We start from the raw sequence: 14170 nt of genomic DNA on the forward strand, positions 1-14170 counted from the left end.
GACCGTCTGATCTGTCTACCCGACCTAGAAGGCTTCCGCGATCCCGAAATAGAAGGCGGCGCCGTCCTTGCCCCAGGCAATGTCGGCCCGCAGATTCACATTGGCTTCCTTAGAGGCGAGATAGCGTAGGCCGAAACCGCCGGCCGGCAGCATCTTGGTGTGTTTCCAGATATCCTTGCCGCTGCGCGCAATGCCGCCGATGCCGCCGAAGGCTACCATGCCGATCTTGCCGAACAGATGCTGGCGCACCTCGCCCTGCAGCGCCCAACTGGCCCGGTCGCGATAGCGGCCGGTCTCATAGCCGCGCAGGTCGCCATTCTGGCCATAGAGGCACAGATCGTAGTAGGGCGCGCCGTCCGATGCCTCGCACAGCGTCTTGCGCACCACCAGCACGGTTTCGCGCCCCAGCGGGAAATAGCCATTGCCCGCAATCTGCAGCTTGTGATGGGTGAAGTCGCTGCCCAGCCAGTCGGCGCCATAGGTCAGTGAACCGGTGGTATAGACGCCCTTGCGCGGATCGACCGGATTGTTGCGGCTGTCGAAGGTGAAGGAGGGGCCGAGCATCGCAATCTGGCTGTGCCGTTCGATCGCGGGTGGCGTCAGGTTCGGATGATTGGGCAGCGGCAGCGAAACGCGGGCGTTCATGTCGAGATAATAGAGGCGCGCGCCGAAGGAGAGGTGGCGCAGGAAGCCCTTGCTGAAGATCTGATATTGGGTGTCGATCATGGCGGCGAAGGCCTTGTCGCGCAGCTTGATCGACAGGTTGGATGCGCCGGCATTGGCGCCGATGCCATAGAAGCGCAGATTGGCGACGCCATAGCCGGCCCAGCCCTGGAAGCGCAGCCGGTCGTCGGCCAATGTCATGTTGTGCGATGCGCCCAGGCCCCAGCTATCGGTGCTGGTGTAGCCGCCACCAAAGCCGCTGACCCAGGGGCGGGACGATCCGTTGGGATTATAATAGAGCACCGCCGCACCGGCGAGGCCGGTGCCCATCGCCGGATTGGACAGCGGGATCGGCGCGATCACCAGGTCCGGCTTGGTGCTGGGCGGGGGCAGGGCGGCATCGGGCGCGGGTTCCGGTTCGCCGGCCTGCACGCTCTGCGCCTGATCCATGATCTCGCGCGAAGGCGTGTTCTGGGCGGCGGCGGGAAGGGCCATGCCCAGGCACATTATAAGGCTTGGGCCGGCCAGCGCGTGTCGCACGCCATGTCTCCCTGTCATGTCGGACCAGCCTAGAGGAAGGCAGGGGCGGCGCCATCGGGGGAAATGTGCAGGCAAAAGGGGGAAAATACCCACAAGCCAGGCGAGCGCCTTTCCCGCATATTGTCTGCCCGGTCCGAAGGAGCAGGGCGCGGGGCCGGGGGACAGGGGATGATGGCGATGCGAGGAGTGACGCTGCTATCGGTCATGACGCTGGGCGTGGCGGGCCATGCCCGCGCAGAAGAAGTGCCGCCCGTCCCGATCATTACCCAGGTCGCGACCAGCGCCGATCCCGTCAGCGGGACGGCCGACACGCCGATGCCCGTTGCGCCCGCAGAAGGGGCGGTGGAGCCCCCGCCCGAGCGCAGGACATATCCGCTGCTGCCGATCGGCGGGCGGGCGGCGATAGAACGTGGCTATCATATCCAGCGCGCGCTGGGCGCCAGCGGCATGCTGATCCACAATGTTCAGCATATGAACAGCCGGAACCTGGCAGTCGCCATTGCCAAGGGCGATGACCCGCCCGAGGGCGCGTCGCTGCTACAGGTGCCCTTCGTCACGACGACGGAGATGGAAAGCCGGACCAGCAACAGCGAGTTCAAGGCGGATGTCTGGCTGTTTCCTTTTCTCAACCTGTTCGCCGGCATCGGCAAGGTGAAGGGGCATGTCGATGTCGGCGTCGACATCGATCTCGATGCCTTCGTGCCTTTCCCCTTCTGTCGCCCGGCCAAGCCCTGCGGTCATAGCCAGCTGCCCTTCAAGGCGGATGTCGACAACATCTCCTTCACCTTCGGCAGTATCCTGGGTTATGGCAGCAACAGCTGGTTTGCCGCCCTGTCCCTCGCCAAGACGATCAGCGTGGCGAAGAAGGACCGGTCCGACATGCGGATGACCAACATCGCGGCACGGGCCGGCCCGCGCGTCTCGCTGGGCGGCGACACGATCCTGACACCCTATGTCGGCGCCAATTATTTCGACATGGATGTCACCGTGTCGGGACTGGTGCGCAGCGGCCCTTTGTTCGAGGACGGCGATGGTGTCGGCCTGCGCTACAAGGTCGATCTGTCGAGCCGCCGTCCCTGGGCCGGCATCGCCGGCGCCAATCTGGAACTGTCCAGCCATTGGGCGATGCAGGCCGAATATAATCTGGGGCAGGAATCCAACCGCTTCGTGCTGAGCCTGACCTTTCGGCCCTGATCCGTTCGGTCAGAGGGCGAAATGCCCCTTCAGCCAATTGCGCAGCGCCGTGTCAGCTTCGCTGTCAATCTTGACCGCGCTGCCAAGGTCGGGCTGGCCCGGCCAGCCGGCGTCGGTGATGGTCAGGCCGGCCGCGCTGCGTTCCCCGTCATAGCGGGGGATGACGTGGAAATGGACATGCGGGTCGACCATCATCAGCATCAGATAGTTGATCTTCGCATAACCGACCGCGCTGGTCAGCGCAGCCTCGATCGCAGCGGTGACGGTCTTGAGTTCGGCATGGGCGGCGCCCGGCAGGTCGCCGAACGCGGTCGCGTCGCTCTTGGCCGCCAGCACCAGCGATCCCAGCGTCGGCTGGGCCGGGCGCAGCAGCACGACCCAATGGTCGAATTCGGCCACCAGCGTGGCGGGCCAGCCGAACTTGGCGATGGTGGCGTTCATGCGGCGGCTTCCGCTTCGTCCATCCAGCTGACGATCGGCCGGCCGGAGCGGTGGACGATATAGGCCTGCGCCAGACGCACCGCATGGACGACCAGCGAGAGGATGGTCCACCAGGCAAGCGCGATCAGGCCGATGTCGGGCCGGCCGAACAGCAGCGCCACGAACAGGATCACCATGTTCGGGTTGCGGCGCGCGGTGATCAGGCGGAACTGGCTGTCGAACCGGCGCCACACATGGATGTCCATCTTGAAGTCCTTGAGGAACATCCCCTCGATCAGGCGCTGGAGGATATAGCCTGCGATCACGGCGGTCATGATGAAGGTAAAGGTGCCGGCCGACAGGCCCAGCCCCCAATAAGTGAGGCCCGTGCCCCAGAAATACCACCAGAAGGGCGGGTGGACCAGGTCGACGCCATGGTCGATCACATTGCCCCATTTGGACGAAGTGATGGTGCAGCGGGCGAGCTTGCCGTCCACCGTGTCGAGCACCATGAAGATGAAGCCGCACAGGAAGCCGGTCCAGAACAGCCCCTTGGCGAACAGGAAGGTGGCGACCAGGCAGAGCGTCACGCCGATCACCGACACCATGTTCGGCGTCATCTTCAGCTGCGCGGCGATGCGCGTCAGGATCAGCGCCAGTTCGGGCCAGAGATATTTGGTCAGCAGGTCGGTCACGCCCTTATAGGCGCCGAAATAGCTTTGCCGCTCGATCGCCTTGCGGGTCTGGGGCACCAGTTCGCGCACCATCGGCTGTTCCAGCTTGCGCAACTGGCGATTGTAGAGCTTGCGCCCGTCCGACAGGTCGATGAGGTTGCTGGCCTGCATCGGGTCGCTGCCCGCCGGCACCTGGCCGACGATCGGCTGGCCGGCCCAGGCGAACATCGTGCCGGGCGTTTCGAGCACCAGCCGCAGCAGCAGCGGGTCGAAGGCATAGGCGAGGTTGAAGACCAGTTCATGGCCCGGCGCCAGCGTGCTGCCATTCTTGGCCGCGCTTTCCGCCATGCGGCGATTGCGTTCGGCATTGGACATGCCCCAGATCGGGGTCGCGTTCTCGCCAAGCAGGCGAACCGGGCCGAGGGTGGTGCTGATCGTCTGCATCATGCCTGTGCCTTCTGCGCAAAATCGAGGATGAGGGCGGCCTGCCGCTGCGAGGCGGGGACCGGGGAAAGATCGATACTATCCTGCATTGCCGCTTCCTGAGCAGCAACCAGGCCCGGTTGCAAGTCCGCTGCCCGATCGAGCGCGCCCTGAAGCGCATCGGCGCGGTCGATCACCTGGCCCAGACGCCAATGGGCGAAGGCCTGATCCTCGCGCCAGTCATGATGGTCGAGGTTCAGGAAGATGCAGGGGCGGGGGGTGATCAGAAACTCGTAAACCTGGCTCGACACGTCGCCCAGATAGGCGTCGGCGCTGGTCGTGTAGCTCATGTCGATCGAGTGGCGGCTGCCCATGTCGATGCGGATATGGGGGCTGGTGCTGTGGATCGGCGGGATTCGGCGGGCGAGCTTCACATGCGGCGCGATGATGACGTTCCAGCCCTGCAGCGCTTTGAGTGCGGCCATGACCTGCGGCCCGTGCCTGACCCAGGAGGACAGGTCCGGGTCGAAATGCGGATTGTAGAGCAGCACAGGCTTGTCATCGTCGAACAAGGGGCGGCGCGGCGCGCGCAGTTCGAACTTGGCATAGCCGCCGACCAGGCAATTGGTTTCGGTGCAAAGGCCATAGCCGATCATCCGCCGCCGGTCCTTCTCGCCCGCGACGATGGTCAGGTCGAAATCGGCATGGCGCTGCTTGTAGCCGCCGGCCCGGTCGCCCGCGCCATGCTTGATCAGGATCAGGCGGGTGGCAAAGCCGGGCACCCGTTTCAGCCAGGCGCTGGTAATCTCCGTCGTCACCAGCGTTGGGAAGCGGGCGATGGCGCGATAGTTGAGCAGCAGCGTCGCCAGCCGCGAGGGCAGGCGGAACAGGGAGTCGGGCTTGGTGGAGGGGCGACGCAGCTTGATGAGGTCGAGCCGACCTTCGGGATCATAGCTGGCGACCAGATCGAGAATCAGGCGCGAGGGCGAAAGCACATGGACGCGCACATCCGCGCGCTTGCCCAGTTCAAGGGCGGCCGGCAGCCAGTGGAACACCTGCTGCGCTTCGGCGATGGCAAGAAAGGCGATGTCGATTGGCAATGAAGGCGGTCCCCACAGATATTCGCCGCCGCAGGGGCATGACCTGCGTTTGCTTTACTTCGCCCCGCGTCGCAAAGCGAGGGGGGAGCGAAACGAGGTCGCTCTAGCGCGGCTGGCGCGGGACGCAAGCCGAAGCCCCTCTTCGGCAATGATTATTTGCAATCGATTTGCAACAAGGCCCGCCGGGGCAGAATCATGGTCTCAGTGCTGGACCTTTGCAGATTTTTCGTTATGCGGACCCCCATCAGACAGACATCGACGAAGAGGCTCGACGAGCGATGGCCGAATTTGCTTTGCCCAAGAACAGCAAGATCAGCGGCAAGGGCGTGACCCACAAGGCGCCCGAGGGCGCGACCAATGTCCGCAGCTTCAAGGTCTATCGCTACGATCCGGACTCGGGCGAGAATCCGCGCTACGACACGTTCGAGATCGATCTCGACAATTGCGGCCCGATGGTTCTCGACGCGCTGCTGAAGATCAAGAACGAGTATGACTCGACCCTGACCTTCCGCCGTTCGTGCCGCGAAGGCATTTGCGGTTCCTGTTCGATGAACATGAACGGCAAGAACGGCCTGGCCTGCACCACCGCGATCGACGAGTGCGCCGGCAAGCAGGTGCAGATCACCCCGCTGCCGCACATGGACGTCATCAAGGATCTGGTGCCGGACTTCACCCACTTCTACGCCCAGTACAACAGCATCAAGCCCTGGCTGCAAACCGTCAGCCCCGCGCCGAGCGGCAAGGAGCGGCTGCAGTCGCCCGCCGATCGCGAGAAGCTGGATGGCCTCTATGAGTGCATCCTGTGCGCCTGTTGCTCGACCAGCTGCCCCAGCTACTGGTGGAACAGCGACAAGTTCCTGGGCCCGGCGATCCTGCTGCAGGCCTATCGCTGGCTGGCCGACAGCCGCGACGAGTTCACCGGCGAGCGCCTCGACGAGCTGGAAGATCCCTTCCGCCTCTATCGCTGCCACACCATCATGAACTGCGCGAACGTCTGCCCCAAGGGCCTGAGCCCGGCCAAGGCGATCGCGGAGACCAAGAAGATGATGGTCGAACGGCAGCTGTAAGTTGACCAGCGACGGTGTTGCAGGCGGGCGACCGCTGAACGAAGGGAAATGGTCGGGCTGGACCGCCTGGCACGATCCGCATCCTGACACCTTCCTGCAGGCCATCGGCCGCGGCTACATGCGCGGGCTGGGCGAGAAGAAGGCGCATGTCGCGCTGGAAACCCGCACCAGCCACCGCAACCGGCTCGATACGCTGCATGGCGGCTTCCTCGCTGCCTTTGCCGACCATGCCTATTTCGGCGCACTCTGGGCGATGGGGCATCAGGGTCAGGTCAATGGCGTGACCATCGACCTGTCGATGCAATATCTGGGCGCGGGCAAGGTCGGTCCCGACCTGCTGGCCGAGGTGGAATTGCTGCGCGAGACCGGGCGCCTCATGTTCCTGCGCATGCTGATCACCCAGGAGGGCGAGCCGGTCGCGGCGTCCACCGCCACGCTGCGCAAGGCGCCCAAGGCGCAGTGACCAGCGTCATCGCCCGTTATGATGCGCTGGTCGCGGCTGGCGAATTGCGGCCCGACCCGGACCAGCGTGCCGCCGCCGTGCGACTCGACCAGCTTCAGCATGATCTGGAAGCGACGCCGGCGCGTGGCTCGACGCTGTGGAAGCTGCTGCGCAAGCAGCCCGAGCCGCCGCGGGGCCTCTACATGTGGGGCGGGGTCGGGCGCGGCAAGTCGATGCTGATGGACCTGTTCTTCGACACGGTCCATGTGCAGCGCAAGAAGCGCGCCCATTTCCATGAATTCATGCTCGACGTACATGCCCGCCTGGCCGAGGCGCGCAAGTCCGAGTCGGGCGATCCGATCCCGCCGGTGGTCGAGTCGCTGGCCGAAGAGGCGCGGCTGCTCTGCTTCGACGAGATGGTCGTCAACAATATGGCCGATGCGGCGATCATGTCGCGGCTGTTCACGGGGCTGCTGGAAAAGCGGGTGACGATCGTCACCACCTCCAACCGCGAGCCCGACGAACTCTACAAGAATGGCCTCAATCGCCAGCTGTTCCTGCCCTTCATCGACCTCATCAAGGCCAAGCTGGACGTGATGACGCTGAACGGTCCGGTCGATTATCGCCGCGACCGTCTGGGCGACTCGAAGCTGTGGCATGTGCCCAATGGGCCGGAGGCGACCAGGGCGCTGTCGGAGGCCTTTTTCCGCCTGACCGACTTTTCGGTCGAGGATCGGGCCAAGGTGCCCTCGGAGGAGATCGTCGTTCAGGGCGGGCGCACCATGCATGTGCCCAAGAGCCTGAAGGGCGTTGCCGTCTTCTCGTTCAAGCGGCTGTGCGTCGAGGCGCGCGGCGCGCCCGACTATCTGGCGATCGCGCGCAAATATCATACGGTCATCATCGTCGGCATCCCGGTGCTGGGGCCGGAGAAGCGCAACGAGGCGGCGCGCTTCGTCACGCTGATCGACTCGCTCTACGAATATAAGGTCAAATTGCTCGCCTCGGCCGATGCCGAGCCGATGCGACTCTATCCCGAAGGGGATGGGGCGTTCGAATTCGAGCGGACCGTGTCGCGGCTGATGGAAATGCAGTCCGACGATTATCTCGCGCTGGGCCACGGCCCCAAATAAGCGCGGCGCACCCCGTCGTGCGCGCATTTCGCCCTATCGCCGCTTGCGTCGACGTTCATCAGGGCGCAACTTTCTTACGGAAAAACAGACCGGATGCTTCCACTTGGGAAGCATCCGGCAGGCTACCGCTGCAGGGAAGGCTCTAGGTCCAGGGTAGGAGACCAGGAGCGACAGGGTGTGAAAAAGCCTCTAATGCAACTGCGAATGAATTGCAAAGATAATTTGCCATAGGGGGCTTTGTTTGGTTGAAACCCCCACAATATGGGCGTAGGCGCACTGACAATTCCAGAGTTCACATCTTGGAGGATGATTGCATATGGCCCGTAAGAAGATCGCGCTCATTGGCGCTGGCAATATCGGCGGCACGCTCGCGCATCTCGCGGCTCTCAAGGGACTCGGTGACATCGTCCTGTTCGACGTCGTCGAAGGCGTTCCCCAGGGCAAGGCTCTCGACCTGTCGCAGTGCGCCTCGGTCGAAGGTTTCGATGCGAAGATCACCGGTTCCAACGACTATGCCGATATCGCGGGCGCGGACGTCATCATCGTCACCGCCGGTGTCGCCCGCAAGCCGGGCATGAGCCGCGACGACCTGCTGGGTATCAACCTCAAGGTCATGAAGGCCGTGGGCGAGGGCATCGCCGCCAACGCCCCCGACGCCTTCGTCATCTGCATCACCAACCCGCTCGACGCGATGGTCTGGGCGCTGCGCGAATTTTCGGGCCTGCCCTCGAACAAGGTCGTCGGCATGGCCGGCGTTCTGGACAGCTCGCGCTTCAACCACTTCCTGGCGGAAGAATTCAACGTCTCGGCCAAGGACGTCACCAGCTTCGTGCTCGGCGGCCACGGCGACACCATGGTTCCGGTGATCGAATATTCGACCGTCGCCGGCATCCCGGTTCCCGACCTGATCAAGCAGGGCCGTTCGACCCAGGAGCGCATCGACGCCATCGTCAAGCGCACCCGTTCGGGCGGCGGCGAGATCGTCGCGCTGCTCAAGACCGGTTCGGCCTTCTATGCGCCCGCCACCAGCGCGATCGCCATGGCTGAAGCCTATCTGGGCGACAAGAAGCGCCTGCTGCCCTGCGCCGCGAACCTGACCGGCCAGTATGGCGTCGACAATCTCTATGTCGGCGTGCCGGTCATCATCGGCAAGGATGGCGTCGAGCAGGTCATCGAGATCGAGCTGAACGACGAAGCCAAGGCCAACCTCCAGGTGTCGGTCGACGCCGTCAAGGAACTGCTGGAAGCCTGCAAGGGTATCGATCCCTCGCTCGCCTGAGCCAACCAGCTTGCACCGTCCCGTTCCAGGTAAGTGCGCAGCCTGGGACGGGTCGCTTTAGACCCAAGTGCCACGTCCACAGAGAATAAAGGGACACATATGTCCATTCTGGTGAACAAGAACACCAAGGTCATCACCCAGGGTATGACCGGTGCCACCGGCACCTTCCACACCGAAACCGCTCTTGCCTATGGCACGCAGATGGTTGGCGGCGTGACCCCCGGCAAGGGCGGCACGACCCATATCGGCCTGCCGATGTTCGACACCGTTGCCGAAGCCAAGTCGAAGACCGGCGCCGACGCCTCGGTCATCTATGTTCCGCCGCCGTTCGCGGCCGACTCGATCCTGGAAGCGATCGATGCCGAAATCCCGCTGATCGTCGCGATCACCGAAGGCATCCCGGTTCTGGACATGGTCAAGGTGAAGCGCGCCCTGTCGGGTTCGAAGTCGCGCCTGATCGGCCCGAACTGCCCCGGCCTGCTGACGCCGGGCGAATGCAAGATCGGCATCATGCCCGGCAACATCTTCTCGAAGGGTTCGGTCGGCGTCGTGTCGCGTTCGGGCACGCTGACCTATGAAGCCGTGTTCCAGACCACCAATGCGGGCTTGGGCCAGACCACGGCCGTCGGCATCGGCGGTGACCCGGTCAACGGCACCAACTTCATCGACGTGCTGGAACTGTTCCTGGCCGACGACGCCACCGAATCGATCATCATGATCGGTGAAATCGGCGGCGACGCGGAAGAACAGGCTGCCCAGTTCCTGATCGACGAAGCCAAGAAGGGCCGCAAGAAGCCGATGGCCGGCTTCATCGCAGGTCGCACGGCGCCTCCGGGCCGTCGCATGGGCCACGCTGGCGCGATCGTGTCGGGCGGCAAGGGCGACGCGGAAAGCAAGATCGCGGCGATGGAAGCGGCCGGCATCAAGGTCGCTGCCAGCCCGAGCCTGCTGGGCGAGACCCTGCTGGAAGTGCTGAAGGGCTGATCCGCCTTTAAAATATGATATGGAAACGCGGCCGGGCTGCACCCCGGCCGCACTTTCCCGCTCCGCGACTGCACGCGGCATGCATGGGACACAAGACGATGGGTTACGAGAACCAGGATTTCGAGATCGAACAGGGGCCGAGCTGGGCACGCCCCAACTGGCCGTTGGCGGACACCGACGACCTGACCGGGGCGATGGACCCGACGCAGATGCAGGTGGCCGTGAAGGCTGCTGCAAAGGCGCAGGGTGCCGCTGTTTCCGAGGCCGATATCGCATCGGCTGCCGAGGACGCAATCCGCGCGCAGATGCTGATCCGCACATATCGCGTGCGCGGTCATCTGGCCGCCAATCTCGATCCGCTGGGCCTGGCCAAGCGTGACCTGCCGGCGGACCTGACCCCGGAATATCATGGCCTGACCGATGCGTCGAAGAAGGTCTTCCTGGGCGGCACGCTGGGCCTGCAGTACGCGACCGTCGCGGAGATCGTGACGATCCTGCGCCAGAATTACTGCGGCAATGTCGGCCTTGAATATATGCATATCGCGGACGTCGAAGAGCGCCGCTTCCTGCAGGAACGCCTGGAAGGCAAGGACAAGGAAATCCACTTCACGCCCGAGGGCAAGAAGGCGATCCTGGCCAAGGTCATCCAGGGCGAGCAGTATGAGAAGTTCCTGGGCCGCAAATATGTCGGCACCAAGCGCTTCGGCCTCGACGGTGGCGAGTCCATGATCCCCGCGCTCGAAGCGGTCATCAAATATGGTGGCGCATCGGGTGTGCGCGAGATCGTGTTCGGCATGGCCCATCGCGGCCGCCTGAACGTCCTCGCCAACGTCATGGCCAAGGGCTTCCGCGTCATTTTCCACGAATTCTCGGGCGGCACTGCCAACCCCGAAGACGTGGGTGGTTCGGGCGACGTGAAATATCACCTTGGCACCTCGACCGACCGTGAGTTCGACGGCGTCAAGGTCCACATGTCGCTGGTCCCCAACCCGTCGCACCTTGAAACCGTCGATCCGGTGGTGCTGGGCAAGGTCCGCGCGCAGCAGACCTTCCGCGATGACCTCACCAAGCATGAGCAGGTTCTGCCCGTGCTGATCCACGGCGACGCGGCGTTCGCGGGGCAGGGTATCGTCTGGGAATGCCTCGGCTTCTCGGGCGTCAGCGGCTACAACACCGGCGGCTGCGTCCACTTCATCATCAACAACCAGATCGGCTTCACCACCAGCCCGCAATTCTCGCGCGGCTCGCCCTATCCGTCGGACGTGGCGAAGGGTGTCCAGGCGCCGATCCTGCACGTCAATGGCGACGATCCCGAAGCCGTGACCTTCGCGACCAAGCTCGCCATGGAATATCGCCAGAAGTTCCATCGCGACGTCGTCGTCGACATGTGGTGCTATCGCCGCTTCGGTCATAACGAAGGCGACGAGCCGGGCTTCACCCAGCCGCTGATGTACAAGGAAATCCGTCAGCATCCGCCGGTCAGCGACATTTATGCCGCGCGCCTGAAGGCGGAAGGCGTGGTGGACGACGCGTTCGTCTCCGGTTCGACCGACGAGTTCGTCGCCCATCTGGAAGACGAGTTCGAAGCCGCCAAGAGCTACAAGGCCAACAAGGCCGACTGGTTCGCCGGTCGCTGGTCGGGCCTGCACAAGCCGGCCGATGCCGAAACCGCGCGCCAGAGCGTGGAATCGGCTATCAACCAGAAGCTGTTCGACAGCCTGGGCCGCACGCTGACCACGGTTCCCGAAGGCCATAATGTCCACAAGACGCTGAAGCGCGTGCTGGATGCCAAGGCCGAGATGTTCAAGTCGGGTGCCAATTTCGACTGGGCGACCGGCGAGGCCCTGGCCTTCGGTTCGCTGCTGTCGGAAGGCTATGGCGTTCGCCTGTCGGGTCAGGACTCGGGTCGCGGCACCTTCAGCCAGCGTCACGCGGTCTGGACCGACCAGGACACCGAGGCCAAGTATATCCCGCTCTCGACCGTGCCGCATGGCCGTTTCGAAGTGCTGGACTCGCCTTTGTCCGAATATGGCGTGCTGGGCTTTGAATATGGTTTCGCTTTGGCGGACCCGAAGAGCCTGGTGATCTGGGAAGCGCAGTTCGGCGATTTCGCCAACGGTGCGCAGATCATCTTCGACCAGTATATCGCGTCGTCGGAAACCAAGTGGCTGCGGTCCAACGGCCTCGTCTGCCTGCTGCCGCACGGCTATGAAGGCCAGGGGCCCGAGCATAGCTCGGCGCGTCTGGAACGCTATCTGCAGCTGTGCGCCGAAGGCAATATCCAGGTCGCGAACATCACGACCCCGGCCAATTACTTCCACGCGCTGCGTCGCCAGATGCTGCGGCCCTTCCGCAAGCCGCTCATCATCATGGCGCCCAAGTCGCTGCTGCGTCACAAGGCCGCCGTCAGCAAGGCCGAGGACTTCCTGGGCGAAACGCACTTCAAGCGCATCCTGTCGGACCCCAATGGGTCGGCCGACAAGGATACCAAGCGCCTGGTGCTCTGCTCGGGCAAGGTCTTCTACGACCTGATGGAAGCCCGCGACGCCGCCGGCGACGCCAACACCCAGATCGTCCGTATCGAACAGATTTATCCGTTCGCGACCGACGCACTGGCCACGCGCATCGAGCGCATGACCAATCTGGAAGATGTCGTCTGGTGTCAGGAAGAACCGCGCAACAACGGCGCCTGGTCCTTCGTCGAACCCTATATCGAGGAAGCGCTGGCCAAGGCCGGCAAGGCGCCCAAGCGCGCCCGCTATGCCGGCCGCAAGGCTTCGGCATCGCCTGCCACGGGCCTGGCCTCGCGCCATGTGTCCGAACAGGGCGCCCTCGTCGCCGATGCGCTGGGTCACAGCGTTCGTGAAGAAATCCGTCGCCAGAAGAAAGGCTGAGAAAGCACATGGCAACCGAAGTCAAAGTCCCCACGCTGGGCGAATCCGTTACCGAAGCAACCGTCGGTCAGTGGCTCAAGAAGCCGGGTGAAGCGGTCAAGGCCGACGAGCCGATCGTCAGCCTGGAAACCGACAAGGTCGCGGTCGACGTGCCCTCGCCGGTCGCCGGTGTCATGGGGGATCTGGTCGCCAAGGAAGGCGACACGGTCGAGGTCGGCGCGCTGCTGGCCTATGTGAACGAAGGCGGTGCCGCTGCCGCCGCGCCGGCTGCTGCCGCTGCTCCCGCCGCCAAGGCGGAAGCCGCTGCACCCGCGCCGGCCGCTTCGGCCCCGGCTGCATCGGACGACGAAGAGGGCGGCAGCCTGACCCTGTCGCCGGCGGTCCGCCGCCTGGTGCTGGAGCATGGTCTTGACCCGAGCAAGATCAAGGGCACCGGCAAGGACGGCCGTCTGACCAAGGACGACGTCATGGCCGCCGTCGCTGCCGGCACTGCCAAGGCTGCTGCTGCGACCCCTGCTTCGGCGCCTGCCGCCGATGCGCCGGCCGCTGGCCCCAGCCGCAAGCAGGAACGCGTCAAGATGACCCGCCTGCGCCAGACCGTCGCCAAGCGTCTGAAGGAAGCGCAGAACAACGCTGCCCTGCTGACCACGTACAACGACGTCGACATGACCAACGTCATCGAGGCGCGCGCCAAGTACAAGGATCTGTTCGAGAAGAAGCATGGCGTCCGTCTGGGCTTCATGGGCTTCTTCACCAAGGCCGTCTGCATGGCGCTGAAGGACATTCCGGGCGTCAACGCGCAGATCGAAGGCGACGAGATCGTCTATAACGACTTCGCCGACATCTCGGTCGCCGTTTCGGCCCCGACCGGCCTGGTCGTTCCGGTCATCCGCAATGCGGAAAGCCTGAGCGTCGCTGCCATTGAAAAGACCATCGGCGGCTTCGGCAAGAAGGCCAAGGAAGGCAAGCTGACGATGGAAGATATGAAGGGCGGCACCTTCACCATCTCCAACGGCGGCGTGTTCGGTTCGCTGCTGTCCAGCCCGATCATCAACCCGCCCCAGTCGGCGGTTCTGGGCCTGCACCGCATCGAGGACCGCCCGGTCGTCCGTAACGGCCAGATCGTGATCCGCCCGATGATGTATCTGGCGCTCAGCTATGACCATCGCCTGATCGACGGTCGTGAAGCGGTGACCTTCCTTGTCGCGGTCAAGAACGCGATCGAGGATCCGACCCGTCTGCTGATCGACCTGTAATAATCACCATTTATTGTTGCCCCGGCTTCGGCCGGGGCGCCTCTTGCCCTTGATTTGGGGCAGAGCGATGCCAGTTTGGCTGGCATGACTGGAGAAGGGAAAAC

At 64.0% G+C, this 14170-nt stretch carries 12 protein-coding genes; 8 read left to right on the forward strand and 4 right to left on the reverse strand.

The window, feature by feature from the left end; genetic code table 11:
- Window positions 1-24: 24 nt before the first annotated feature.
- The gene (locus tag U0025_RS02950; RefSeq protein ID WP_051156967.1) at window positions 25-1158 is read right to left on the reverse strand and encodes a BamA/TamA family outer membrane protein; all 1134 of its coding nucleotides are present in this window, start codon (window positions 1156-1158) and stop codon (window positions 25-27) included.
- A gap of 216 nt (window positions 1159-1374) precedes the next feature.
- Here U0025_RS02950 and U0025_RS02955 point away from each other — a divergent pair, with 216 nt between their 5' ends.
- Window positions 1375-2397 carry a porin family protein gene (locus U0025_RS02955; protein WP_257010990.1) on the forward strand — a complete coding sequence of 341 codons (1023 nt, stop codon included), beginning with the start codon at window positions 1375-1377 and terminating at the stop codon, window positions 2395-2397.
- A 9-nt stretch (window positions 2398-2406) separates the two neighbouring features.
- Here the strand turns inward: U0025_RS02955 and U0025_RS02960 are convergent, their stop codons facing one another.
- Genes U0025_RS02960 through U0025_RS02970 form a run of 3 tightly spaced genes read right to left on the reverse strand, consistent with a single transcriptional unit; the run spans window position 2407 to window position 5014 of the window.
- A complete protein-coding gene (locus U0025_RS02960; RefSeq protein WP_004211145.1) occupies window positions 2407-2838 on the reverse strand; it encodes an HIT family protein in 432 nt (143 codons plus the stop codon).
- On the reverse strand, window positions 2835-3938 hold the full coding sequence (locus U0025_RS02965; protein WP_004211146.1) for a CDP-alcohol phosphatidyltransferase family protein: 1104 nt from the start codon (window positions 3936-3938) through the stop codon (window positions 2835-2837). Before U0025_RS02965 ends, U0025_RS02960 begins: the two co-directional genes overlap by 4 nt.
- Window positions 3935-5014 carry a hypothetical protein gene (locus U0025_RS02970; protein ID WP_004211147.1) on the reverse strand — a complete coding sequence of 360 codons (1080 nt, stop codon included), beginning with the start codon at window positions 5012-5014 and terminating at the stop codon, window positions 3935-3937. The genes U0025_RS02965 and U0025_RS02970 overlap by 4 nt, the downstream gene beginning before the upstream one ends.
- Before the next feature lie 278 nt (window positions 5015-5292).
- On the opposite strand from U0025_RS02970, the gene U0025_RS02975 reads away from it, so the two are divergent.
- The 7 genes from U0025_RS02975 (at window position 5293) to odhB (ending at window position 14066) form a co-directional block, all read left to right on the forward strand.
- Window positions 5293-6081, forward strand: coding sequence for a succinate dehydrogenase iron-sulfur subunit (locus tag U0025_RS02975; protein WP_004211148.1), 789 nt, complete (start codon window positions 5293-5295; stop codon window positions 6079-6081).
- A 1-nt stretch (window position 6082) separates the two neighbouring features.
- Window positions 6083-6544 (forward strand): PaaI family thioesterase, encoded by a 462-nt coding sequence (locus U0025_RS02980; RefSeq protein ID WP_010337482.1) that lies wholly within the window; start codon window positions 6083-6085, stop codon window positions 6542-6544.
- Window positions 6541-7653 (forward strand): cell division protein ZapE, encoded by a 1113-nt coding sequence (gene zapE / locus U0025_RS02985; RefSeq protein WP_004211152.1) that lies wholly within the window; start codon window positions 6541-6543, stop codon window positions 7651-7653. Before U0025_RS02980 ends, zapE begins: the two co-directional genes overlap by 4 nt.
- A 316-nt stretch (window positions 7654-7969) precedes the next feature.
- Window positions 7970-8932 (forward strand): malate dehydrogenase, encoded by a 963-nt coding sequence (mdh, locus tag U0025_RS02990; protein ID WP_004211154.1) that lies wholly within the window; start codon window positions 7970-7972, stop codon window positions 8930-8932.
- 99 nt (window positions 8933-9031) lie between these two features.
- Window positions 9032-9916, forward strand: coding sequence for a succinate--CoA ligase subunit alpha (gene sucD / locus U0025_RS02995; RefSeq protein WP_004211155.1), 885 nt, complete (start codon window positions 9032-9034; stop codon window positions 9914-9916).
- Window positions 9917-10014: 98 nt separating this feature from the next.
- A complete protein-coding gene (locus tag U0025_RS03000) occupies window positions 10015-12810 on the forward strand; it encodes a 2-oxoglutarate dehydrogenase E1 component (protein ID WP_004211156.1) in 2796 nt (931 codons plus the stop codon).
- 8 nt (window positions 12811-12818) lie between these two features.
- On the forward strand, window positions 12819-14066 hold the full coding sequence (odhB, locus tag U0025_RS03005) for a 2-oxoglutarate dehydrogenase complex dihydrolipoyllysine-residue succinyltransferase (protein ID WP_004211157.1): 1248 nt from the start codon (window positions 12819-12821) through the stop codon (window positions 14064-14066).
- Window positions 14067-14170 lie beyond the last annotated feature (104 nt).

Source organism: Sphingobium yanoikuyae (assembly GCF_034424525.1).
GTDB classification, from domain to species: Bacteria; Pseudomonadota; Alphaproteobacteria; order Sphingomonadales; family Sphingomonadaceae; genus Sphingobium; species Sphingobium yanoikuyae.

Bases quoted from the DNA above. Each gene is read 5' to 3' on its own strand.
- U0025_RS02950 (WP_051156967.1), bottom strand. From the start codon at position 1,158: ATGGCCCTTCCCGCCGCCGCCCAGAACACGCCTTCGCGCGAGATCATG.
- U0025_RS02955 (WP_257010990.1), top strand. From the start codon at position 1,375: ATGGCGATGCGAGGAGTGACGCTGCTATCGGTCATGACGCTGGGCGTG.
- U0025_RS02960 (WP_004211145.1), bottom strand. From the start codon at position 2,838: ATGAACGCCACCATCGCCAAGTTCGGCTGGCCCGCCACGCTGGTGGCC.
- U0025_RS02965 (WP_004211146.1), bottom strand. From the start codon at position 3,938: ATGATGCAGACGATCAGCACCACCCTCGGCCCGGTTCGCCTGCTTGGC.
- U0025_RS02975 (WP_004211148.1), top strand. From the start codon at position 5,293: ATGGCCGAATTTGCTTTGCCCAAGAACAGCAAGATCAGCGGCAAGGGC.
- mdh (WP_004211154.1), top strand. From the start codon at position 7,970: ATGGCCCGTAAGAAGATCGCGCTCATTGGCGCTGGCAATATCGGCGGC.
- sucD (WP_004211155.1), top strand. From the start codon at position 9,032: ATGTCCATTCTGGTGAACAAGAACACCAAGGTCATCACCCAGGGTATG.
- U0025_RS03000 (WP_004211156.1), top strand. From the start codon at position 10,015: ATGGGTTACGAGAACCAGGATTTCGAGATCGAACAGGGGCCGAGCTGG.
- odhB (WP_004211157.1), top strand. From the start codon at position 12,819: ATGGCAACCGAAGTCAAAGTCCCCACGCTGGGCGAATCCGTTACCGAA.